The sequence below is a fragment of the Acidimicrobiales bacterium genome, from assembly GCA_036399815.1.
Taxonomy (GTDB): Bacteria; Actinomycetota; Acidimicrobiia; order Acidimicrobiales; family DASWMK01; genus DASWMK01.
The window spans coordinates 1-20,333 of sequence record DASWMK010000255.1 but is presented as its reverse complement, the minus strand read 5'-3'; the positions used below and the strand labels follow the sequence as shown (position 1 = coordinate 20,333).

The 20,333-nt window shown below is 75.2% G+C and carries 26 protein-coding genes; 11 read left to right on the top strand and 15 right to left on the bottom strand.

All coding sequences use genetic code 11. From position 1 onward, the window contains the following. Positions 1-396 (bottom strand): transcriptional regulator (locus tag VGB14_19360; protein HEX9995091.1); only part of this gene is annotated, 396 nt, incomplete at its 3' end. 90 nt (positions 397-486) lie between these two features. On the opposite strand from VGB14_19360, the gene folE reads away from it, so the two are divergent. From folE to VGB14_19340, 4 genes are read left to right on the top strand one after another with little or no spacing between them, the layout of a single operon-like run. Beyond that, the gene (gene folE, locus VGB14_19355) at positions 487-1,077 is read left to right on the top strand and encodes a GTP cyclohydrolase I FolE (protein HEX9995090.1); all 591 of its coding nucleotides are present in this window, start codon (positions 487-489) and stop codon (positions 1,075-1,077) included. Further along, complete coding sequence (locus VGB14_19350) at positions 1,074-2,303, top strand: FAD-dependent oxidoreductase (GenBank protein ID HEX9995089.1); 1,230 nt, start codon at positions 1,074-1,076, stop codon at positions 2,301-2,303. The genes folE and VGB14_19350 overlap by 4 nt, the downstream gene beginning before the upstream one ends. A gap of 11 nt (positions 2,304-2,314) precedes the next feature. Next, the gene (locus tag VGB14_19345; GenBank protein ID HEX9995088.1) at positions 2,315-3,334 is read left to right on the top strand and encodes a radical SAM protein; all 1,020 of its coding nucleotides are present in this window, start codon (positions 2,315-2,317) and stop codon (positions 3,332-3,334) included. 60 nt (positions 3,335-3,394) lie between these two features. After that, complete coding sequence (locus tag VGB14_19340) at positions 3,395-3,571, top strand: CsbD family protein (GenBank protein HEX9995087.1); 177 nt, start codon at positions 3,395-3,397, stop codon at positions 3,569-3,571. Between the two features lie 185 nt (positions 3,572-3,756). Here VGB14_19340 and VGB14_19335 read toward each other — a convergent pair whose 3' ends face one another. Further along, positions 3,757-4,032 (bottom strand): helix-turn-helix transcriptional regulator, encoded by a 276-nt coding sequence (locus VGB14_19335; GenBank protein HEX9995086.1) that lies wholly within the window; start codon positions 4,030-4,032, stop codon positions 3,757-3,759. A gap of 45 nt (positions 4,033-4,077) precedes the next feature. Further along, positions 4,078-4,293, bottom strand: coding sequence for a helix-turn-helix transcriptional regulator (locus tag VGB14_19330; GenBank protein HEX9995085.1), 216 nt, complete (start codon positions 4,291-4,293; stop codon positions 4,078-4,080). Between the two features lie 412 nt (positions 4,294-4,705). Between VGB14_19330 and VGB14_19325 the strand changes: the two genes are divergently transcribed. Together VGB14_19325 and VGB14_19320 are read left to right on the top strand one after the other, a co-directional pair. Next, entirely contained in the window at positions 4,706-5,092 is a 387-nt protein-coding gene (locus VGB14_19325) for a hypothetical protein (GenBank protein HEX9995084.1), read from the top strand. 15 nt (positions 5,093-5,107) lie between these two features. Beyond that, positions 5,108-5,809 carry a DUF2510 domain-containing protein gene (locus VGB14_19320; GenBank protein ID HEX9995083.1) on the top strand — a complete coding sequence of 234 codons (702 nt, stop codon included), beginning with the start codon at positions 5,108-5,110 and terminating at the stop codon, positions 5,807-5,809. Between the two features lie 18 nt (positions 5,810-5,827). Here the strand turns inward: VGB14_19320 and VGB14_19315 are convergent, their stop codons facing one another. The 5 genes from VGB14_19315 to VGB14_19295 form a co-directional block, all read right to left on the bottom strand. Further along, positions 5,828-6,751 carry a cobalamin B12-binding domain-containing protein gene (locus VGB14_19315; protein HEX9995082.1) on the bottom strand — a complete coding sequence of 308 codons (924 nt, stop codon included), beginning with the start codon at positions 6,749-6,751 and terminating at the stop codon, positions 5,828-5,830. A 196-nt stretch (positions 6,752-6,947) separates the two neighbouring features. Next, positions 6,948-8,384, bottom strand: coding sequence for a SpoIIE family protein phosphatase (locus VGB14_19310; protein HEX9995081.1), 1,437 nt, complete (start codon positions 8,382-8,384; stop codon positions 6,948-6,950). A 259-nt stretch (positions 8,385-8,643) separates the two neighbouring features. Beyond that, positions 8,644-9,393, bottom strand: a complete 750-nt coding sequence (locus VGB14_19305; GenBank protein ID HEX9995080.1) for an amino acid ABC transporter ATP-binding protein — start codon at positions 9,391-9,393, stop codon at positions 8,644-8,646. Then, positions 9,390-10,139 carry an amino acid ABC transporter permease gene (locus VGB14_19300; protein HEX9995079.1) on the bottom strand — a complete coding sequence of 250 codons (750 nt, stop codon included), beginning with the start codon at positions 10,137-10,139 and terminating at the stop codon, positions 9,390-9,392. Before VGB14_19300 ends, VGB14_19305 begins: the two co-directional genes overlap by 4 nt. Before the next feature lie 98 nt (positions 10,140-10,237). Beyond that, complete coding sequence (locus VGB14_19295; GenBank protein ID HEX9995078.1) at positions 10,238-11,137, bottom strand: ABC transporter substrate-binding protein; 900 nt, start codon at positions 11,135-11,137, stop codon at positions 10,238-10,240. Between the two features lie 19 nt (positions 11,138-11,156). Between VGB14_19295 and VGB14_19290 the strand changes: the two genes are divergently transcribed. Then, positions 11,157-11,816, top strand: coding sequence for a hypothetical protein (locus VGB14_19290; GenBank protein ID HEX9995077.1), 660 nt, complete (start codon positions 11,157-11,159; stop codon positions 11,814-11,816). Here the strand turns inward: VGB14_19290 and VGB14_19285 are convergent. Continuing rightward, positions 11,803-12,213, bottom strand: coding sequence for a VOC family protein (locus tag VGB14_19285; GenBank protein HEX9995076.1), 411 nt, complete (start codon positions 12,211-12,213; stop codon positions 11,803-11,805). The genes VGB14_19290 and VGB14_19285 overlap by 14 nt on opposite strands. A 47-nt stretch (positions 12,214-12,260) precedes the next feature. Between VGB14_19285 and VGB14_19280 the strand changes: the two genes are divergently transcribed. The 4 genes from VGB14_19280 (at position 12,261) to VGB14_19265 (ending at position 15,494) form a co-directional block, all read left to right on the top strand. Continuing rightward, on the top strand, positions 12,261-12,596 hold the full coding sequence (locus VGB14_19280; GenBank protein HEX9995075.1) for a metalloregulator ArsR/SmtB family transcription factor: 336 nt from the start codon (positions 12,261-12,263) through the stop codon (positions 12,594-12,596). Beyond that, entirely contained in the window at positions 12,593-13,393 is an 801-nt protein-coding gene (locus tag VGB14_19275; GenBank protein HEX9995074.1) for a VOC family protein, read from the top strand. The genes VGB14_19280 and VGB14_19275 overlap by 4 nt, the downstream gene beginning before the upstream one ends. A gap of 1 nt (position 13,394) precedes the next feature. Continuing rightward, a complete protein-coding gene (locus VGB14_19270) occupies positions 13,395-13,856 on the top strand; it encodes an SRPBCC domain-containing protein (protein HEX9995073.1) in 462 nt (153 codons plus the stop codon). Positions 13,857-13,928: 72 nt separating this feature from the next. After that, positions 13,929-15,494, top strand: a complete 1,566-nt coding sequence (locus VGB14_19265) for an MFS transporter (protein HEX9995072.1) — start codon at positions 13,929-13,931, stop codon at positions 15,492-15,494. Here the strand turns inward: VGB14_19265 and VGB14_19260 are convergent. The 6 genes from VGB14_19260 to VGB14_19235 all read right to left on the bottom strand — a co-directional run bounded on the left by VGB14_19260 (position 15,491) and on the right by VGB14_19235 (position 20,137). Further along, on the bottom strand, positions 15,491-15,991 hold the full coding sequence (locus VGB14_19260; protein HEX9995071.1) for a phosphate-starvation-inducible PsiE family protein: 501 nt from the start codon (positions 15,989-15,991) through the stop codon (positions 15,491-15,493). The two genes, VGB14_19265 and VGB14_19260, sit on opposite strands and share 4 nt — an antisense overlap. Then, positions 15,976-16,752: an enoyl-CoA hydratase-related protein gene (locus VGB14_19255; GenBank protein ID HEX9995070.1), complete on the bottom strand. Its 777-nt coding sequence runs from the start codon at positions 16,750-16,752 to the stop codon at positions 15,976-15,978. Before VGB14_19255 ends, VGB14_19260 begins: the two co-directional genes overlap by 16 nt. Beyond that, positions 16,749-17,324 carry a peroxidase-related enzyme gene (locus VGB14_19250; protein HEX9995069.1) on the bottom strand — a complete coding sequence of 192 codons (576 nt, stop codon included), beginning with the start codon at positions 17,322-17,324 and terminating at the stop codon, positions 16,749-16,751. Before VGB14_19250 ends, VGB14_19255 begins: the two co-directional genes overlap by 4 nt. Before the next feature lie 73 nt (positions 17,325-17,397). Next, positions 17,398-18,522, bottom strand: coding sequence for a ScyD/ScyE family protein (locus VGB14_19245; GenBank protein ID HEX9995068.1), 1,125 nt, complete (start codon positions 18,520-18,522; stop codon positions 17,398-17,400). Between the two features lie 34 nt (positions 18,523-18,556). After that, positions 18,557-19,777, bottom strand: a complete 1,221-nt coding sequence (locus VGB14_19240; protein ID HEX9995067.1) for a cytochrome P450 — start codon at positions 19,775-19,777, stop codon at positions 18,557-18,559. A gap of 207 nt (positions 19,778-19,984) precedes the next feature. After that, on the bottom strand, positions 19,985-20,137 hold the full coding sequence (locus tag VGB14_19235; protein ID HEX9995066.1) for a hypothetical protein: 153 nt from the start codon (positions 20,135-20,137) through the stop codon (positions 19,985-19,987). Between the last annotated feature and the right edge of the window lie 196 nt (positions 20,138-20,333).

Here is a 20,333-nt window from a genome sequence, read left to right as displayed (position 1 = left end):
GGCCAGGTCCTCGCCGGCCCGGCGGGCGGCCTCGTGGAGGGCGGCGACCGTGTCCTCGGCGCCGGCCCGGTCCACCGCCTCGGCGAGGAGGCGGGCCGGCACCTCGTACTGCCGGGGCGGGAGGGTGACCTCGATCTCGGTCGCCGCCCTGGCGTAGAGCTTCCCCGGCCGGCCGGCGCCGGGCCCCGAGCGGCCCTCGGGGCGGGCGTAGGTCACCTCGAGCAGGCCCTGGCGGGCGAGGCGGTCCAGGTGGTAGGCGGCGAGCGGCCGCTTCACGCCGACGGCGGCGGCCGCCTCGTCGCGGCCCACGGGCGTGCCGTGGGCGACCACGAAGTCGTAGAGCGCCCGCCGCAGGCCGTCGCCCAGGGTGGCCACGGCCTCGACCGGATCGTGCACGCCGGCAGTCTAAAACGAACGCGTCTTGACAAACACCCTCCCGCCGCGGCCTACTATCGCGAAACTTCATTCGCATTAGAAGGAGCCGCCGTGACCGCCGCCCTCCGAGTCGCCCCCGATCCCGGCGGGATCGACCTGGTCGCCGCCGAGCGGGCCGTCGCCGACCTGCTCCACGCCCTCGGCGAGGACCTCGGCGACCCGCACCTACGCGACACGCCGGGGCGGGTGGCCCGGTCCTTCGCCGAGCTGCTCACCCCGCGGCCCTTCGACCTCACCACGTTCCCGAACGACGAGGGCTACGACGAGCTCGTCCTGGCCAGGGGCATCCGCTTCCAGTCGCTCTGCCAACACCACCTGCTGCCCTTCCACGGCGTCGCCCACGTCGGCTACCTGCCCGGCGAGCGCATCCTCGGCCTCTCCAAGCTGGCCAGGGTCGTCGAGCTGTGCTCCCGGCGCCTCCAGGTCCAGGAGCGGCTGACCACCCAGGTGGCCGACTGGCTGACCGAGCACCTGCGCCCGAAGGGGGTCGGCGTCGTCATCGAGGCCGAGCACCTCTGCATGTCGCTCCGCGGGGTCCAGGCGCCAGGGGTCACGACGGTGACGTCGGCCCTGTCCGGCATCCTCCGCTCCGACGCCCGGTCCCGCCAGGAGTTCCTCACGGCCGCGGGCGTGGGCCGGTGACCGCCCGGCCGGTGCACCTCGTGGTCGGCGGCGGCCTGGCCGGGGCCACGGCCGCCGTCCGCCTCAGGGAGGCCGGGTTCGACGGGCGCATCGTGCTCGTCGGCGAGGAGCCGGGCGAGCCCTACGAGCGGCCGCCCCTCTCGAAGGAGTACCTGAGGGGCGAGCGGGACCGCGACGCCGTGCTCGTCCATCCGCCGGCCGCGTACGCCGACGCCGGCGTCGAGCTGCTGGCCGGCACCCGGGTGACCGCCGTCGACCCGGCCGCTGGCGTGGCCGTCCTCGACGGCGGCGAGCGCCTGCGCTGGGACCGCCTGCTCCTCGCCACCGGATCGTCGGCCCGCCGGCTGCCGGTGCCCGGCGCCGACCTCGACGGCGTCCACCACCTCCGCACGCTCGCCGACGCCGACGCGCTGGCCGCCGGCCTGCGCCGGGCCGGCCGGGTCGTCGTGGTCGGTGCGGGGTGGATCGGCACCGAGGTGGCGGCGTCGGCCCGCGCCCTCGGGCGCGACGTCGTCGTGGTCGCGCCCGACGACGTGCCGCTCCAGCGGGTGCTCGGCGCCGAGCTCGGCGCCGTGTTCCGCGACCTGCACGCCGAGCACGGGGTCGACCTCCGGCTCGGGACCGGCGTCGACGCCGTCGTCGGCACCGGCTCGGTCGAGGGCGTGCGCCTGGGCGACGGCACGGTGGTCGAGGCCGACCTCGTCGTCGCCGGCGTGGGCGCCGTGCCGAGGACCGAGCTGGCGGAGGCGGCCGGCCTCGCCGTGGACGGCGGCGGGGTCGTCGTCGACGCCCACCTGCGGGCGAGCGCGCCCGGCGTCTTCGCGGCCGGCGACATCGCGTCGGCCTGGCACCCCCACTACCGCCGCCACGTCCGCGTCGAGCACTGGGCCAACGCCAGGCACCAGGGCGCCGCCGCGGCCCGGTCCATGCTCGGCGCCGGCGAGCCCTACGACCGCCTGCCGTACTTCTTCACCGACCAGTACGACCTCGGCATGGAGCTGTCCGGCGACCCGACCGGCGCGGCCAGGGTCGTGGTCAGGGGCGACGTGGCCGAGCGCCGGTTCGTGGCGTTCTGGCTCGACGGCGAGGACCGGGTGCTGGCCGCGATGAACGTCAACGTGTGGGACGTCGTCGACGGGCTCCAGGCGCTCATCCGGTCGGGCCGCCCGGCGACGACCGCGGACCTCGACGCCGCGCTCACGGCCGGAGGCCGACCCGTGGGCTAGACATCACGCCCATGACGGCCCAGGGCGCTTGGCCGCTCGCCCCGCCGCTGCCCGGCGAGCTCCAGGTCGAGGTCACGGCGGCGTGCAACCTGCGCTGCCCGATGTGCCTGGTGCGGTACCGGCCGCCACTCGACCGCGTCCGCCACAGCCTGCCGCTCGAGCGGTTCAGGGCCCTGGTCGAGGCCAACCCCGACGTGCGCCGCATCACCCTCCAGGGGCTCGGCGAGCCGCTGCTCACCCCGAACCTGCTCGACATGGTCGAGCTGGCCGCGTCGCGGGGCATCGAGGTCGGGTTCAACACCAACGCCACCCTGCTCACGAGGGAGCGGGCCGAGCGCCTGGTGCGGGCCGGCCTGGCCTGGCTCCACGTCTCCTTCGACGGCGCCACCAAGGCGACCTACGAGGCGATCAGGGACGGCGCCCGCTTCGAGCGGGTCGTCGCCAACGTCGCCGGCCTGGTCGAGGTCAAGCGCCGCCTCGGCGGCGACCGGCCGTGGGTGCGGCTCGTGTTCGTCGCCATGCGCCGCAACGTCGCCGAGCTGCCGGGGGTGGTGCGCATCGCCGCGGAGACCGGCGTGAACGAGGTGTGGGTCCAGCACCTCAGCCACAGCTTCGACGACACCGACGGCAGCGGCGACGGCGCCTACGTCGAGATCCGCCGGTACACGGCCGCGGAGGCGCTGTGGGACGCCGCCCCCGCGCCGTTCGCCGAGGCCCGCGAGGTCGCCGAGGCGCTCGGCGTGGCGCTGCGCCTGCCGCCGATCGGCGACGACCCGCCGCCCGCGCCCCGCCGGCCCGGCGAACCGGGCTGCGACTGGCCCTGGCGGTCGGGCTACGTCACCCACGACGGCACCCTCCAGCCGTGCTGCATGGTGATGGGCGCGGACCGGGCCCCGCTCGGCCACCTCGACGCGACGTCGTTCGCCGAGGCGTGGGCCGGCGAGCCCTACCGGCGGTTCCGGGAGGCGCTCCTCGGCGACGAGCCGCCCGAGGTGTGCCGGGGGTGCTCGATGTACCACCACCGCTTCTAGGGCATCGTCGCCCGCCCGTGTGGGTACCAGAAGGGGGACCGCAACCGAAGGAGGCCCTCCATGGGTGACGGCACGTTCGACGAGATGAAGGGGCGAGCCAAAGAGGCTGCGGGCGACCTCACGGGTGATCGCGACCTGGAGCGCGAGGGGAAGGTGGACCGCGCCGCCGGCGGCGTCAAGGACAAGGTCGGCGACGTGGCGGACACCGTGAAGGACGCGGTCTCGAAGGACCGCTGACCACTGCCGCCGAGAGGCGGCGGAGGAACCCGGGGCCGGCGCATGCGAGGGTGCGCCGGCCCTGCCGCGCCCAGGCGAGCGCACATCGCCGGCGTAGCGGCGTCCGGGCGAGCGCATCGCCGGGTACGCCGGCGGCGGCACCGTCCGGGCGAGTGGGCACCCGTGCGCGGCCCCCGGCCGCCGGGTCAGCTCGTGCGCCGGCGGGTGCGGGCGGGGCGGGTGGCCGGCTCGTCCCCGGCGGCGTCCTCCCGGCGACCGATGAGGTCCCAGGGGTCGACGCCCAGGCGGTCGGCGAGGCCCTCGACGGTCTTCAGGGTGAGGTTGCGCTCGCCCCGCTCGATGGCCCCGAGGTAGGTGCGGTGGAGGTGGAGGGCGGCGGCGAAGTCCTCCTGGCTCTCGCCCCGGGCGAGCCGCAGGCGCCGCACGTTGCGCCCCACCGATCGTTGCAGCTGGCCGCCCACGGCCACGACGGTGGCCCGTGCGCTACTTCTTCGTCTACAGACGGATCAGGAGCGGGCGAGCAGCTCGAGCGGGTCGACGCCGAGGCGCTCGGCGATCCGCTCCAGGGTCTGGAGCGTGAGGTTGCGCTCGCCCCGCTCGACCGCGCCCATGAACGTGCGGTGGACGCCGAGCACCTCGGCCAGCGCCTCCTGGCTGAGCCCCCGCTCGAGGCGGTGGCGTCGGACGTTCACGCCGACCCGCCGCTGGAGGTCTCCGGTCATGGCGCCGACGATGACGTAGTTGCTACTTGACGGTCTACATACTCATCAGTAGCATGAGCGACGCCCGGTGGAGAACGGTGAAGGCGGGACCTCGGCGGTTGGATTCACGTTGGGCGCTGGTGGCCCCTCCCATCCAGCAGGCGCGGCTCCGCTCGCCGTGCCCGCTGACGTCCTCTTCCGGGCCGTTGAGGGAGGTGGCGGGCCCGGACGGTGAGGTTCCCCCTTGGCACCGTCCGGGCCTACCGCCTGGCCACCGCCCCGGCCCGCCGAGGGTGCTTGCACTCGGCCGTACCCGAACGTAAGTTCGTTCCCCTCGGACGGCCGGCGGCGGTGCCGGCGGACCGTCCGGCGGCTCGGGTCCGGCCGCAGTACCACGGGCGCCTCTCCACAGATCGGCGGGTTGGAGGTTCTCGTGACGGGACGGACGGAGCGCTCGCACCACCACGTCGTGCGCGCCGAGCGGTTCGAGCTCGTCGACCGGGCCGGGCGGGTCGTCGCCGTGCTCGGCGCGCTGGGCGCCGGCGGCGACGGGAGCGGTCGCGAGGTGGTCGGCCTCGAGCTTCGTGACGCGGCAGGCTCGGCGAGGGCGTGGCTCGCCTTCGAGGAGGGATGGGGCACCCAGCTGTGCCTGGCCGAGGGCGGCAACCAGGTGCTGCTGGTCGACCTCGTCGAGCCGGGGACCGACGCGGCGTCACCCGGTCCCGCCCTCCGGCTGTGCGACCGGCACGGCGTCCCGGTCCTCGTCTGGCGGGTGACGCCGGACGGCCGGGCCGTGCAGGAGGTGCGGGACGATGGCTGACGCGACAATCGGGGGATGGGCCCCGTCCCGCCGCCCGGCTGGTACCCCGACCCGGGCGGCACCGCCGGGCTGCGGTGGTGGGACGGCCAGGCCTGGACGGCGCACGTCGCCGCCCCCGAGCCCGTGCCGGTGTCGGGGCCGGCCTGGCGGGCGGCCGCCCTCCGCTACGACGAGGCGGGCGACGGCGAGGAGCTCGCCGCCCCGTTCGACCTCCGCTCGGCCGACGGCGCGGTCGTGGCCTCCGCCCGGGTCGCCGAGGGCGCGGGCGCCTGGTCCACGTTCCGGTCCGTCCCCGTCGAGCTGCGCGACCCGGCCGGCACCCTGCTCCTCACCCACGTCCTCGCCGGCGGCCTGGCGCGCCAGCCCGACGTCGTCCGCTCGCCGTCGGGCTGGGAGTGGGGCCGCCTGGTGTGGACCAACCCGTGGCGCGACGACCAGCTGGACCTCGTCGCCGACGGTGCCCCGATCGCCCGCGTCGTCCCCGCCGACCCGGGCGCCACCCGCTTCTCGGTCGCCGACGTGGGCGGTGGTCTGCGGGCCACCCTGACCCGCACGCGCACCCCGCCGGCGACCGATTCCTGGGCCCTCGACCGCGACCCGGCGGCGACCGGGCCGCTCGTCGCCCTCCTCCTCGCCCTGCCCTTCACGCTCCAGGCCGTCGTCGACCAGCGCGACGCCCGCCGCCGTCGGCGCCACCGGGAGTTCCGCCGCTCCTGACGAGCTGGCCGGCCGCGGCTAGCGGGCCAGCCAGCCCGCCGCGATCGGCAGGCGGTCGCCGACCACCCGCCGCACCTCGGCCAGCGCCTCGACCACGTGGGCCCACCGCTCCTCGGTGGTCGCCCTGGCCGAGTCGAGATGGTCGTGCAGCACGGTCTCGTCGTCGAGCAGCAGCGCCGCGCTGAGGGCCTGGACCAGGGGGCGGACGTCGTCGGGCGGCGCCGCGCAGGCGGCGACGATGCGGTCGATCGACGCCTCGATGCGGTGGTGCTCGGTCACCCCGGGGTGGCGGAGGGGCGGGGCCGGGCCGGTCTCCGCCGGCCAGCCGGCGAGGACGTCGACGAGGTCGACGACTCGCGGCGCCCAGGCGTCGGCCCCGACGGCGGCGGCCCGGGCGGGGGTCGTCCCGAAGGCGCGGCCGCCGACGACGACCGGCGTGCCCGTGTCCCTCGCCGCCTCCACGGCCCTCCGGGCCCCGACCAAGGTGGCGGGCATGGCGCAGCTGAGGGCGACGGCGTCGGGGCCGCGGTCGTGGAGGTGGCGGGCCAGGTGGTGGGCGGGCACCGACGGGCCGAGCACCTCCACGTCCCAGCCGGCCACCCGGCAGGCGACGGCCACGACCCGCACGGCGAGCGCATGCCACTCGCCCTCGACGCAGGCGGCGACGACCAGCGGGCGGGGCGCCGGCCCGACGCGCACCGACGCCGACGCCCGGATGACGACCTCCTCGGCGACGGCGGTGGCGAGGTGCTCCTCGGCCACCGTCCACTCGCCGGTCGCCCACCGCCGGCCGACCTCGGCCTGGGCCCGGAGCACGACGCCCTCGAGCACCTCGACCAGCGGCCGGCCGGCGGCCAGCTCGCCCTCGACCACGGCCGACGCGGCCGCCGTGTCGCTCGCATGGGCGGCGGCCAGGAACCGCTCGACCGCGTCGTCGGCCACCCGCGTCGCCGTCCGCGCCGTCATCCGCCCGCCCGCACGACGAGGCGCCCGCGACGCACCTGCGCCGCCGTCGCCGTCACCCGGTCGCCCGCAGCCGAGCGAGCCTGGTCACCCGGTGCGTCGCACGACGGGCGACCCGGGTCACCCGCTGCCTCGCACGACGAGCGTGGCGAGGTCGTCCCCGTCGGCGAGGCCGTCATCCGGTCGCTCGCACGACGAGGACGGCGAGGTCGTCGGCCACCCGGCCGCCGGCGAACGCCTCGACCTCGGCGACGAGGCGCTCGGCGACGAGGGGCGCCGGCGTCGCCGCCGACCCATCGAGCACCCGGCCGATGCGGCCGGTGCCGAACTGCTCCCGCCCGGACCGGGCCTCGGCGAGGCCGTCGGTGTAGAGCACGAGCGCGTCGCCGGGCGCGAGGTCGAGGTGGCGCTCGACGAGCGCCGGGCGGGGGAAGGCGCCGAGGAGGATGCCCCGGACGTCGACCTCCTCGGCGGGCCGCCCGGGACGGATGAGGAACGGCTTCGGGTGCCCGCCGGACGCGAGGGTCACATGCACCCCGCAGGGCCGGGGCTCGAGCTCGGCGAACACCGCCGTGCAGAAGGCGGTGTCACCGGCGTCCGACCCGGCGATGGCGTCGCCGACGGCCTCGAGCACGCCGGCCGGCCCGGCCCCCCGGGTGGCCGCCGCCCGCACGGTCACCCGGGCCAGCCCGGTGAGCGCGGCGGCCGTCACGCCCTTGCCGCACACGTCGCCGACGGTGACCCCCCAGCGGGCGTGGTCGATCGGGAACACGTCGTAGAAGTCGCCGCCGAGCACCCCGCCGCCGGCCGCCGGCCGGTAGGCGGCGCCGAGCTCCACGCCGGGCACCGACGGCAGCATCGGCGGCAGCAGGCCCCGCTGGAGCACGACGGCGATGTCGCTGCGCTCCCGGAACACGAGCGCGTTGTCGAGGGCCTGGGCGCCGAGGTGGGCGAGCTCGCCGGCGAGGTCGAGGTCGGCGGCGTCGCAGCGCCGCCCGCCGGTGGCGAGCAGCACGGCCGCGCCGGTGGTCCGGCCCTTGGCCCGCAGCGGCACCACCATCGCCGACGACGACCGAATGGCGCCGACGATCGACCACCCTTCGCCCTTCGGCAGGAGGTCGGCCAGCTCGTCGTCGTCGACGGCGGCGTGCAGCTCGGGCTCGCTGCGAGACCGCACCCTCAGCACGGCGCCGATGGCGTCCTCGACCCGGAGGGTGCCGGCTCGCAGTTCGACTCCGGTCGCCGTGCGCGCCGCGGCCGCCCGGTGGAGCACGGTGCCGTCCACGAGGGCGACGACGGCGGCGTCGGCCAGCCCGTCGACGGCCAGGCGGGCCAGGCGCACGAGGGTGCGGTCGAGGTTGAGGCTGCCGACGAGCGCAGCGCCGGCCCGGGCCAGCAGCGAGCCGGCCCGGTCGCCGGGCGGTCCGACGAGGATGCCGACGACGGGCTCGCCGGTGCCCCAGGCCACCGCCCACCCGGCCTCGGCGGCCAGCGCGGCGACCGAGTCGCGGTCGAGCCCGGCGAGCCGGTCGGCCGGCCGGCCGAGCGCGACCGCGGCCCGCTCGTTGGCCGCCGCCACCCGCCCCCGGCCGTCGAGGACCACGGCGCCCACGGGCAACCCGTCGACGAACGAGCGAGCCGTCACCAGCGCCCCCCGCGGAGCGGCCCCGCCGTCACCGGCACCCCGCCCCGCCCCGGGCGAGCGGCCCGGCTCGTCCACGGTCGTCCCCGCCGCCCCCGCCGCGGAGCGCCCCCATCGTCACCGCCACCCCGCCCCGGCCCGAACGCGCCGACCCGTCCACCGGCGACCGCGCCGTCGCCGGCGCCGCTCCCTCCCCCTTCGAACGGAGCGCCCGGCGGGGCCGCGCCCTTCACAGTCGCCGCGCCGCGGTGATGCGCTGGAGGAAGCGGCGGGTGCGGTCCTCGGTGGGGTCGCCGAAGAGGCGCTCGGGCGGGCCCTCCTCGACGACGCGGCCCTCGTCGAGGAACACCACCCGGTCGGCGATCTCCCGGGCAAAGCCCATCTCGTGGGTGGCGATGAGCATGGTCATCCCCGTCGCCTTCAGCTCCCGCACCACCGACAGCACCTCGCCGACCAGCTCGGGGTCGAGCGCGGACGTCACCTCGTCGAGCAGCATCAGCTCGGGCTGCATGGCGAGCGCCCGCACGATCGCCACCCGCTGCTGCTGGCCGCCGGACAGGCGGTCCGGGAAGTCGTCCCGCTTGTCGGCCAGGCCGAACCGGGCGAGCAGCGCGTCGGCGGCGGCGACGGCCTCGGCCGCCGGCCGGCGCAGCACCTTGCGGGGGGCGAGCGTCACGTTGTCGACCACCGACAGGTGGGGGAACAGGTTGAACGCCTGGAACACGATCCCGATGCGGCGCCGCACCCGGTCGGCGTCGAGGCCGGGCTCGCTGATGTCCACGCCGTCGAGCAGGACGCGCCCGTCGTCGATCGGCTCCAGCAGGTTCACGCACCGCAGCAGGGTCGACTTGCCCGACCCCGACGGGCCGATCAGGCAGATGACGTCGTGCTCGCCGACGGCCAGGTCCACGTCCCGCAGCACGACGTGCGCGCCGAAGGACTTGACCACCCCCTCGAGGACGAGCTTGGCCGCCGTCACGAGATCCTCGCCCCGCCGGTGCGCAGCCGCTCCCGGCCGACCAGCCAGTCCGTCGTCCGCGTGAGCGGCACGGTGACGGCGAGGAAGATCACCGCGGCGACCACGTAGCTCGTGAAGTTGAACGTGCGGGACGCGTAGATCTGCGCCTGGCGGGCCGCCTCGATGGGCCCGAGCACGCCGACCAGCGCCGTCTCCTTCTGGAGGGCGATGAAGTCGTTCAGCAGGGGCGGCACCACCCGGCGGACGGCCTGGGGGAGCACCACGTAGCGCAGCGACTGGCCGCTCGACAGGCCGAGGGAGCGGGCGGCAGCCCGCTGGCTCTCGTGGACCGAGTCGATCCCGGCCCGGTACACCTCGGACACGTAGGCCGAGTAGCTGAGGACCAGGGCGACCGTCGCCCAGAACACGGGGTCGTTGGGCACGCCCTCCAGGCGCAGGGCCGGCACGCCGAAGCCGAGCAGGAACAGCACGAGCAGGACGGGCACGCCCCGGAACAGGTCCACGTAGACCGTCGAGATCACCCGCACGGGGAACAGCACGGGGGACCGGGAGCTGCGGGCCACGGCGACGACCAGGGCCAGCACGAGGATGCAGCCCTCGGCGACGAGGAAGACCCGCACGTTCAGCCAGAAGGCGGGGAGGACGTCGGGCAGGGCGTCGGCGAAGTCCTCGGCCGAGAAGAAGCTCCGGCGGACGTCGTCCCAGCCCGGCGCGTTGACGACGACGACGGCGAGGGCGGTGAACACGACCGCGGTGCTGACGGCCGCAACCGTCGCGCTCCTGCGCCGCTGCCGGCGCTCGAGGACCTGGCGCCGGGTCGGCGCCGGCCCGCCCGGCGCCGGGGTCAGAGCTCGAAGACCGGTGCGTCGACGACGTCCGAGAGCCACTCCTGCTCGATCTCCTCGAGCCGGCCGTCGTCCCGCAGCCGGGTCAGCGCCTCGTTCACGCAGTCGCGCAGCGGGTTGCCCTTCTCGAACACCATGCCGAACTGCTCGGGGTCGTCGCCCACCGAGGGGAACTGGCCGATGACCCTGGTGCCCTCGATCTCGACGGCGCTGATGTAGAAGGCGGTCGGCAGGTCCACGACGATGCCGTCGATCTGCTCGGCCTCGAGCGCCGCCTTCGCCGCGTTGTTGTCGTTGTAGACGAACGGCTCCTGCTCGGGGTCCACCACCTCGGTGATGAAGTCCAGGCTGGTCGTGCCCACCTGGGCGCCGAGGCGCACGCCCCGGAGCTCCTCGACGGTGGTGGCGTCGGCCACCGGCGAGTCGTCGAAGCCGACGATGGCCTGGTTGACGTCGTAGTAGCCGTCGCTGAAGTCGACGGCCTGGGCCCGCTCGTCGGTGATCGACACCTGGTTGATGTCGAAGTCGAAGTCCTTCTCGCCGGGGGCGAACGCGTTGTTGAACGGCACCGTCGTCCACTCGACCTCGTCCTCGGCGAAGCCGAGCTCGTCGGCGACCGCGTAGGCGACCGCGCTCTCGAAGCCCTCGCCGTTGGTCGGGTCGTCGTCCTGGAACCACGGCGGGAAGGCCGGGCTGTCCGTGCCGATCGTGAGGACGCCGTCCTCCACGAGGGGCAGGCGCTCCCGGGCGCAGGTGTCGCCCTCGCCGGCGGTGGTCGACGCCGCCTGGCCGTCGCCCTCGTCGTCGTCCTCGCTCTCGCCGCAGGCCGCCGCGGTCACGGCCAGCGCGGCCACGACCACCAGGGCCAGGAGCTTCCCTCGTCCCGAACGGGTCCGCATCGCGGGCACCATACCGGAGGTGTCCGCTCGACTATCGGCCCTCCTGCGCGAGGTCGCGGCCGGCCGGCCGCCCGCGCCCGACGGGGCGATCGACGTCCTGCCCCAGCCCGACGGCCCGGTCGCCGCCGTGCTGTCGTTCACCGCGCACCACGTCGTCGCCGCCGACGTCGACCCCGAGTGGGTGCACGCCCGACTCGACGGGGCCGGCCTGTCGGCGCCGATGGGGCCCCGCTTCCTCGCCGCCCTGTGCGACGTGCTCGGCCGGGAGCCGGACAGCATCGACCTCGTGCTCGTGGCCACCGGCGACGGCCGGCCCCCGGCGCTGCCGCTCGTGCCCGGCGACCCCGACCCCGACCACCCGAGGGCGGCCAGGGCCGACCGCTACCGGACCGGCGTGCGGGCCTGGAGGACGCCGGGCGGGGAGGGCCTGCTGCTCGTCGGCCGGGGGCTGGCCGGTCGGTGGGAGGCGGCCTTCGAGGTCGACCCGGCGGCGAGGGGGCGGGGCCTCGGCCGCGCGCTGGCCGCGGCCGCCGTCGGCCTCGTGCCGGCCGGCGAGCCGGTGTGGGTCCAGGTCGCCCCGGGCAACGTCGCCTCGGTGCGGGCGGTGCTGGCCGCCGGCCCGTTCACCCCGGTCGGCGGCGAGATCCTGTTCCCGGCGACCGCCGCTACGCCGGGGTGACCGCGCCCCAGTCCTCGGGGGCGACGTCGCGCACCCGCTTGCCGAACTCCCAGCGGTACCCCTCGAGGTCCTCGACCCGGTACTGGTAGTCGCCGTAGCTCTCCTCGTGGGGCTCGGCGAGGATCGTCGCCCCGGCCGCCTTGGCCCGCTCGTAGTGGGCGTCGACGTCGTCCACCTCGGCCACGAGCATCACGTGCTCGACGCCGGTGTGGCGGGGGTTGCGGTAGTCCGGCCCCGGCGAGCCCATGAGCAGGACCGAGTCGCCCAGGCGGGCCTCGGCGTGGCCGACCCGGCCGTCGTCGCCGGTCCAGCGGAGCACCTCGCGGAACCCGAACGCCCGCTCCAGGAACTCGAGCGCGGCACCGACGTCCTCGTACAGCACGTAGGGGATGATCACGGCGGGCCCTTCCTTTCGCTGTCGGGAAATGATTAACTCAGTCGTTAATGGCTGTCAACGTCGACGGGACGCTCGCCGCGCTGGCCGACCCGACCAGGCGCCGGGTCGTGGACCTGCTCCGCCAGCGGCCGATGCCGGCCGGCGAGCTGGCCGCCACCGTCGGCACCAGCCCGCCCGCGATGAGCCGCCACCTGCGGGTGCTGCGGTCGACCGGGCTGGTCGAGGCGGCCGCCGACGAGGCCGACGCCCGGCTGCGGGTGTACCGGCTGCGACCCGAGCCGTTCACCGCCCTCCAGGCCTGGCTCGACCAGGTCCAGGCCTTCTGGGCCGAGCAGCTCGGGTCGTTCAAGGCCCACGCCGAGCGAACGAGGAGAGGTCGATGACCGCCGTCACCGTCACCGTCGAGGTCGGGGTCGACCCGGCCGAGGCCTTCCGGGTGTTCACCGAGGAGATCGACCGCTGGTACGTCAGGGGGCCGTACAGCTGGATGGACGCCGACCGGGCCGTCGGCATCCGCTTCGAGCCCGGGGTGGGCGGCCGGCTCCTCGAGGTCCACGACGAGGCGACCGGCGACGGGTTCGCGTTCGGCCGGGTCCTCGCCTGGGAGCCGGGTCGGCGGCTGGTGTTCGCGGACCTCGTGTCGGGCCCGACCCCCGGCGAGCCGCCCGACCCGCCCACCGAGGTCGAGGTCCGCTTCGACCCGAGCCCGGCCGGCACCCTCGTGACCGTCGAGCACCGCGGCCTCGACCGACTGCCGCCGGCGGTCGCCGACCAGAAGCGGGAGCACGGCTGGGCGACCGTCGCCCGCTGGTTCGCCGACGGGCTGCACGCCCCCGCGCCCGTCGAGCTCGGCTACCTCACCCTCGACCTGCCCGACACCGAGCGGGGCCGGGCCTTCTACGGCGCCCTGTTCGGCTGGCGGTTCGAGGACGGCGCCTCGGGCGCCGGGTACGCGCACGTCTACAACACCCGGCTGCCGCTCGGCCTGTCGCCGGCCGACGGGCCCGGCGGGCACCGGCTCTACTTCCGGGTCCCCGACCTCGACGCCGCCGTCCGCTCGGTCGAGGCGCTCGGCGGCAAGGCCGAGGAGCCGGGCGAGTCGCCGTCGGGCCGGCACGCCGCCTGCGTCGACGACCAGGGGGTCCCGTTCAGCCTGTGGCAGCCGGCGCCGGGGTACTGACGTGCCCCGGCTGGCCGGCGTGGCCAGGACGGTCGAGGTGGCCGTCGACCCGCTGACCGCCTTCGAGGTGTTCACCGCCGAGATCGGCGACTGGTACGTGGGCGGGCCGTGGAGCTGGAACGACCCCGAGCGGGCCGTCGGCATCCGCATCGAGCCCGGGGTCGGCGGCCGCTGGGTGGAGGTGTGGGACGAGGCGACCGGCGACGGGTTCGAGATCGGCCGGGTGCTGGCCTGGGAGCCCGGCCGCCGCCTGCTCGTCTCCTACCGCAGCCGCTGGCTCCCGCCCGAGCCGCCCACCGAGATCGAGGTGCGCTTCACCCCGGTCGACGCCGGCACCAGGGTGGTGCTCGAGCACCGCGGCCTCGACCGGTTGCCGCCCGACGTCGTCGCCCGGTTCGTCGGCCCCCACGCCTGGGCCGGCCTCCTCGGCGCCTACACGCGGCACGTGGCGGCCCGGGCGTGACCGGTGACCAGGAATGACGGCCGGGCCGCACCCGTTGCCCCGCTCGTGCCCGTCGAAGCGCCATCCCCGCACGTGACCGAGCCCGACCCCCGCCGCTGGTGGACGCTCGGCGTGCTGTGCCTCAGCCTGGTGATGGTCATCCTCGGCAACACCGTCCTGAACGTGGCCCTGCCGACCCTGGTGCGCGAGCTCGGGGCCACCTCCACCCAGCTCCAGTGGATGGTCGACAGCTACAGCCTCGTGTTCGCCGGCCTGCTGATGACCGGCGGGGCGCTCGGCGACCGGTTCGGCCGCAAGGGCGCGCTCACCATCGGCCTCGTGATCTTCGGCGCCGCCTCGGCCGTGTCCGCCCTGGCCACGTCGGCCGACCAGCTGGTCGCCACCCGCGCCGTGATGGGCGCGGGCGCCGCCCTCGTCATGCCGGCCACCCTGTCGATCCTCACGAACGTCTTCCCGCCCAGGGAGCGGGCCAGGGCCATCGGCATCTGGGCCGGCCTGGCCGGCGCCGGCGCGGCGATCGGCCCGATCGCGAGCGGCTGGCTGCTCGAGCACTTCTCGTGGGGCTCGGTGTTCCTCGTGAACGTGCCGATCGTGGTGCTGGCGCTGGTGGCCGGGCACCGCCTCGTCCCGACCTCCCGCGACCCCCGCAAGGCCGCCCTCGACCCGATCGGCGCCGGCCTCTCGATCGTCGGCCTCACCGCCCTGCTCTACGGGATCATCGAGGCGCCGACCTACGGCTGGTCCGACCCCGTCACCCTGACCGCGTTCGTGGTCGCCGTCCTCGCCCTGGCGGCGTTCGGGGCCTGGGAGCTCCACACCGACGAGCCCATGCTCGACCTCGGCTTCTTCCGCAACCCGCGGTTCAGCGCGGCCAGCGCGGCCATCACGCTCGTGTTCTTCGCCATGTTCGGCATGTTCTTCCTGCTGACCCAGTACCTCCAGCTGGTGAAGGGCTACACCGCCCTCGAGGCCGGCTTCCGGACCCTGCCGATGGCGCTGACGATGATGGTCGGCGCCCCGCTGTCGGCCCGCTGGGTCGAGCACCTGGGGCCGAAGCGGGTGGTGGCCGGCGGCCTCGCCGTCCTCGGGATCGGCCAGCTGCTGATGTCGAGGGTCGAGGTCGACACCGGCTACCCGTGGATCCTGCTGGCGCTGGTCGTGATGGCGATCGGCATGGCGAACACGATGGCGCCGTCCACGGCGTCGATCATGGGCTCGCTGCCCCTCGCCAAGGCGGGTGTCGGCTCGGCCGTGAACGACACGACGAGGGAGCTCGGCGGTGCGCTCGGGGTCGCCGTCCTCGGCAGCCTGGTGGCGTCGTCGTACCAGTCGTCGCTCGCCGACGCGACCGCGTCGCTGCCCGGTCCGGCGGCCGACGCCGCGACGGCGTCGCTCGGCACCGCCCTCCAGGTGGCCGACGGGATCGGCGGGGCGGCCGGCGGCGCGCTGGCCGACGCGGCGAGGGTCGCCTTCACGAACGGCATGGGCACGGCCCTGCTGGTCGGCGCGGTGGTCGCCTTCGTGGCCGCCGCCATCGAGGTCCGCTGGCTGCCGGGCACCGTGCCCGACGCCGAGAACCGCCGGGTGCCCCAGGACGTGCCGGCCGGCGCCGTCTCGCCGGCCTCGTCGGCCTACTAGTCGGCCTCCTCGGCCGGCTCCCGCTCCTTGCGGCGCACGAGGAGGGTGGCGACGGCGAGGACGAGCACGACGGCCCCGAGCACGCCGATCTCGGTGATGGCGTCGGCGAACGCCGCGCCGCCCTCGCCCCGCTCCTCCTTGGCGTCGAGCGCGGTGACCACGATCTCTTTGATGGAGGCGATGATGCCGACGATCAGGAACGGCTCGGCGACGAGCCGGCGCTCGGTCATCGTGGCCCGCACGGCGGCCAGCAGCTCCAGCAGGATGAACACGAGCAGCAGGCCGTCGAGCGCGGCCGTCACCGCCTGGAGGGTGCCGTCGGTGAGGTCCCGGCCCAGGCGGTAGAGGATGGTGCCGAGCACGAACAGCGCGCCGAGGACGAGCACGGCCCCGGCCAGGCCGTAGACGAGGTTCTCGGCGGCGTGGAGGGCGCGGTCGGCGCGGTGGGCGAGGGGCTGGCGGCGCTGGTCCTCGGTCTCCCTCAGCGGTCGACCCACTTGGGCTGGCGCTTCTCGAGGAAGGCCGCCATCCCCTCCTGGGCGTCCGCCGTCTGGCTGGCCGCCGCCATCAGCTCGACGGCGTAGGCGTAGGCCTGCCGCTGGTCGAGCCCGACCTGGGTGTAGAAGCCGCCCTTGCCGAGCGCCTTGGACATGGCGCTGCCCCGCGTCGCCCGCTGGAGCAGCCCGACGGTCGCCTCGTCGAGCTGGTCGGCGGGGACGACCCGGTTCACGAGGCCCCAGTCGAGCGCGGTGGCCGCGTCGATCGGGTCGCCGGTGAACGCCATCTCCGCGGCCCGCTTGCGCCCGACGTTGCGGGCGACGGCGACGAGCGGGGTGTGGCAGAACCAGCCGCCCTTGCCGCCCGGGATGGCGAAGGCCGCCTCCTCGACGGCGACGGCGAGGTCGCAGGCGGCCACGAGCTGGCAGCCCGCCGCGGTGGCGAGGCCGTGCACCCTCGCGACGACCGGCTGGGGCACGGACTGGATCGTCGTCATCAGCTCCGTGCACACCTGGAGGAGCCGGCGCATGCTGACGAGGTCCTGGCCGGCCATCTCGGCGAAGTCGTGGCCGGCGGAGAACACCGGGCCGTTGGCGGCGAGCACGATGCCCCTCGCGCCGGTGCCGGCCACCTCCTCGAACGCGGCGGTGAGCTCGGTCATGTGCTCGGTCGACAGCGCGTTGCGACGCTGCGGCCGGTTCATCGTGATCGTCGCGTACCAGTCGTGGTGGTCGACCAGGACGTGCTCGTAGGCGGTCACAACTGCCTCCCCATCGCGTAGAACTCGTCGTTGGGCCGCAGGTCGAGCAGGTTCGCCATGCGGTTGGACAGGGCGAAGAACGCCGTGATGGCGCCGATGTCCCACACGTCGTCGTCGTCGAAGCCGTGGGACCGCAGCGCGGCCCGGTCCTCCTCGCCCACCTCGCCCGGCCGGGTGGCCAGCTTCACCGCGAAGTCGAGCATGGCCCGCTGGCGGTCGTCGAGGTCGGCCTTGCGGTGGTTGACGGCCACCTGGTCGGCGATCAGCGGGTCCTTGGCCCGGATGCGGAGGATGGCGCCGTGGGCGACCACGCAGTAGTGGCAGTCGTTCGCCGCGCTGGTGGCGACGACGATCATCTCCCGCTCGGCCTTGGTGAGCCCGCCGTCCCGCTCCATCACCGCGTCGTGGTAGGCGAAGAACGCGCGGAACTCCTCGGGCGGGCGGGCCAGGGCGACGAACACGTTGGGCACGAACCCCGACTTCTCGGCGACGGCGGCGATGCGCTCCGCGACGTCGTCGGGCAGGTCGTCGAGGTCGCCGACCGGGAACGCCGACACCGGGGGTTCGCGCACCTCGCGACGGTACCCCGGCGCGGCGGTGCCCCCGGCTGGGCGGCCGGGGGCACCGCACGGTGGGAGGAGCCGATCAGCGGGGCGGGATGCGTACCACCTCGCCGAGGGCCGGCAGGATGGCCTTGTTGCTCACGTAGATCGACCCGTTCGAGGCGACGGCCAGCGAGGTCGGGAAGATCAGCCCGGTGCTGGCGATCTCGGTCTGGGCCCCGTTCGACTCGACCCGCACGATGCGCCCGGTCGGGTCGCCCGACAGCAGGCCGCTGCGGGTCATCTCGAGGACGTACAGGCGGCCCTGGGTGTCGAAGTACAGGTCGATGATGTTGGTGAACCCGGTGGCCCACACCGTCGGCGCGCCCTGGCCGGGGACGTAGCGGTAGACCCGCGCCCCGCCCTTCGGGTACGGCGCCCCGGTCAGCTCGCCGATGTAGAAGGCGCCGTCGGGGCCCCGGACGATGGCGTCGGGCACCGGCTGCATCTCCTGCGGGCCGGTGGCCCCGTTGACCATCCGGTTCGGGAACACGTACTCGACGCTCACGCCGTTGGCGCCGACCCGGTAGAGGGTGTTGGCGCCGGCGTCGACGACCAGGCGGTCGGCCCCGTCGGCGGCCGTGGCGTACGGGTTGCTCCAGAAGCCCTCGAAGCCGGGGATGCCGTCGGGGTTGTAGGCCGCCTCGTAGGCCGCGAGGTCGCCCTGCACCTGGCGCACGCCGTCCCACCAGCGCACCCGGTACACGGTGCCGAGGAGGTTCGAGCTGCCGCCGAGGTTGCCGCGGATGGTCGGGTTGTTGGCATAGCCGCTGACGACGACGAGGCCCTCGGGGGTCACGGCGAGGTCGTGGGGGCCGGAGGCGCCGCTGCCGTCGGGCGGGCCCACCGAGGGCAGGCCGTCGAGGGCGCGGTACTGGGTGCCGTAGCCGGCGATGGTGACGGCCCCGGTCTCGCTGTAGCAGGCCGGCTTGCCGCTCGTGCCCGGGCTCGGCGGGTTGCAGGGGAACACGCCGTTGGCGCCCGCCTCGGCCACGGCGATCAGGTCGTCGGAGAGGAGCACGATGCCCCTGGGGTTGCGCAGGCCGCTGGCCACGATCTCCCACCCGGTGAGGGGGTCCGTGGCCGCCTGGGCCGCTGGGGCGACGGTGACGAGCGCGGTGACCGCCGCGACGGCGACGGCCAGCGCCCGCGGGACGCGAAGCTTCATGCGCAGTACCTCCCGCTCGGTGCGCGTGTGGGGTTCAGGCGGTCGCGAACGCGACCGGCATGGAATCGGCCCCGAGGAGCATCGACGACCGCGGGCGCCAGTCGCCCGGACCGTCGAAGTGCACCTCGGGCATGGCCTCCGCCAGGATCGGCAGGGCTTCCTGCATCTCGGCCTTGGCGAGGTTGGCGCCCAGGCAGTAGTGGACGCCGCCCCCGAAGGTCATGTGCTGACCGGCGTTGTGCCGGGTGATGTCGAACCGGTCCGGGTCGAAGAACATGGACGGGTCCCGGTTGGACGTGTCCGCCCGCAGCATGACCGGCGTGCCGGCCGGGAACACGACGCCGTCGTACACGAACTCGTCGACGGTGGTCCGCATGGTGGTCGGGATGACGGGCTCCATGCGCAGCCCCTCGTCGATGGCGTTCGGCGCCAGCGACGGGTCCTCACGGAGCCGGCGCCACTGGTCGGGGTGCTCGCAGAAGAGCCGCATGAGGTAGGTCGACGAGTTCTTCGTCGTGTCGTGGCCGGCGAAGGTCATGTTGACGATCTGCCAGCGCAGCTCCTCGGAGCTGAGGCGCTCGCCGTCCTCCTCGGCCTGGATGAGCGCCGAGAGGAGGTCGTCCTTCAGGTCCTTGCGGCGGCTGGCGACGAGGTCGCCGGCGTAGTCGAACAGCCCGGAGATGGCGGCCTCGACGCGGTCGGCGAACGGCGCCACCGGGAACGAGAACAGCAGGCCGATGTCGGCGGCCCACCGCCCGTACAGCTCCACGTCCTCGGTGGGCAGGCCCATGAGCCGGGCCATCACCTCGACCGGGTAGAGGTGGGCGAAGTCGCGCACGAAGTCGCACCGGCCGTCGGCCCGGAAGCGGTCGACGAGGGACCGGGCGATCTCCCGCATGGCCGGCCGGAAGCGCTCGACGGCCTTCGGCGTGAACGCCGGGCTGAGCAGCTTGCGCAGGCGGGCGTGGCGGTCGTCGGGCATGGTCATGATCAGCCCGTCGGTCCAATAGCGGTAGAGCCACCCGTCGGTGATGCCCTGAACCGTCATGATGGTGTCGCCCATCGTCGTCAGTTGACGCGTGCGCATCATCTCGAAGTTGGCCTTGTAGGGCAGGACGTTGACGGCGATCTCGGTGCGGGCCAGCCAGTGGTCCTTCATCACCTCGCGCCACACGCCGTGCGCATCGGCGTCGTACTCGGCGCTCATCGTGGACACGAAGGGCAGGTCCAGCTCGAGGAGATTCGTCGTCGTCATGCCGCTCCTCCCGCGGGCGTCCGTCGGTGCGTCGTCCGTCATGGCGCGGCACGGGATGCCTGCGGTGGCTCCCCTGCGCCGCAGCCGCTGCCAAGAGGGTCGCGACACGGGCCGCCTTTGTCAAGATTTCCGGCGGCCCCATTGCGAGTCACGGTGTGTAGATATCAGACGTGCGATAGAGATGATTTCACACCCTGCGCAACCCGCTCATTGGAGCGGGGCGCCGCAGGCGGGGCAGGTGTCGCCCTCCTCCACGAGGCGGCCGCAGGCGTCGCACACGCGGTCGAGCCAGCAGGCCGCGTCCCCGCCCTGCTCCTCCGGCGGCGAGGGGACGTCCGGCGCTCCGGGACCGGCGGGCACGCTGTCATCCTGGGCGCCATGGCGCCCGACCGCAACGCACCCGGGAGGCTCGGCCGGCCCGAGCGTCCGTCCCCGCCGGCCCGGCCCCGCGCCGCCGGCGCCACTGGCCGGCCGGCGGCGGGGACGCCGCGCCGGGGCGGGCTCGGCGAGGCCGCGGTGATCGGGTGGCCCGCCCCCGGCGAGGCCGCGGTGATCG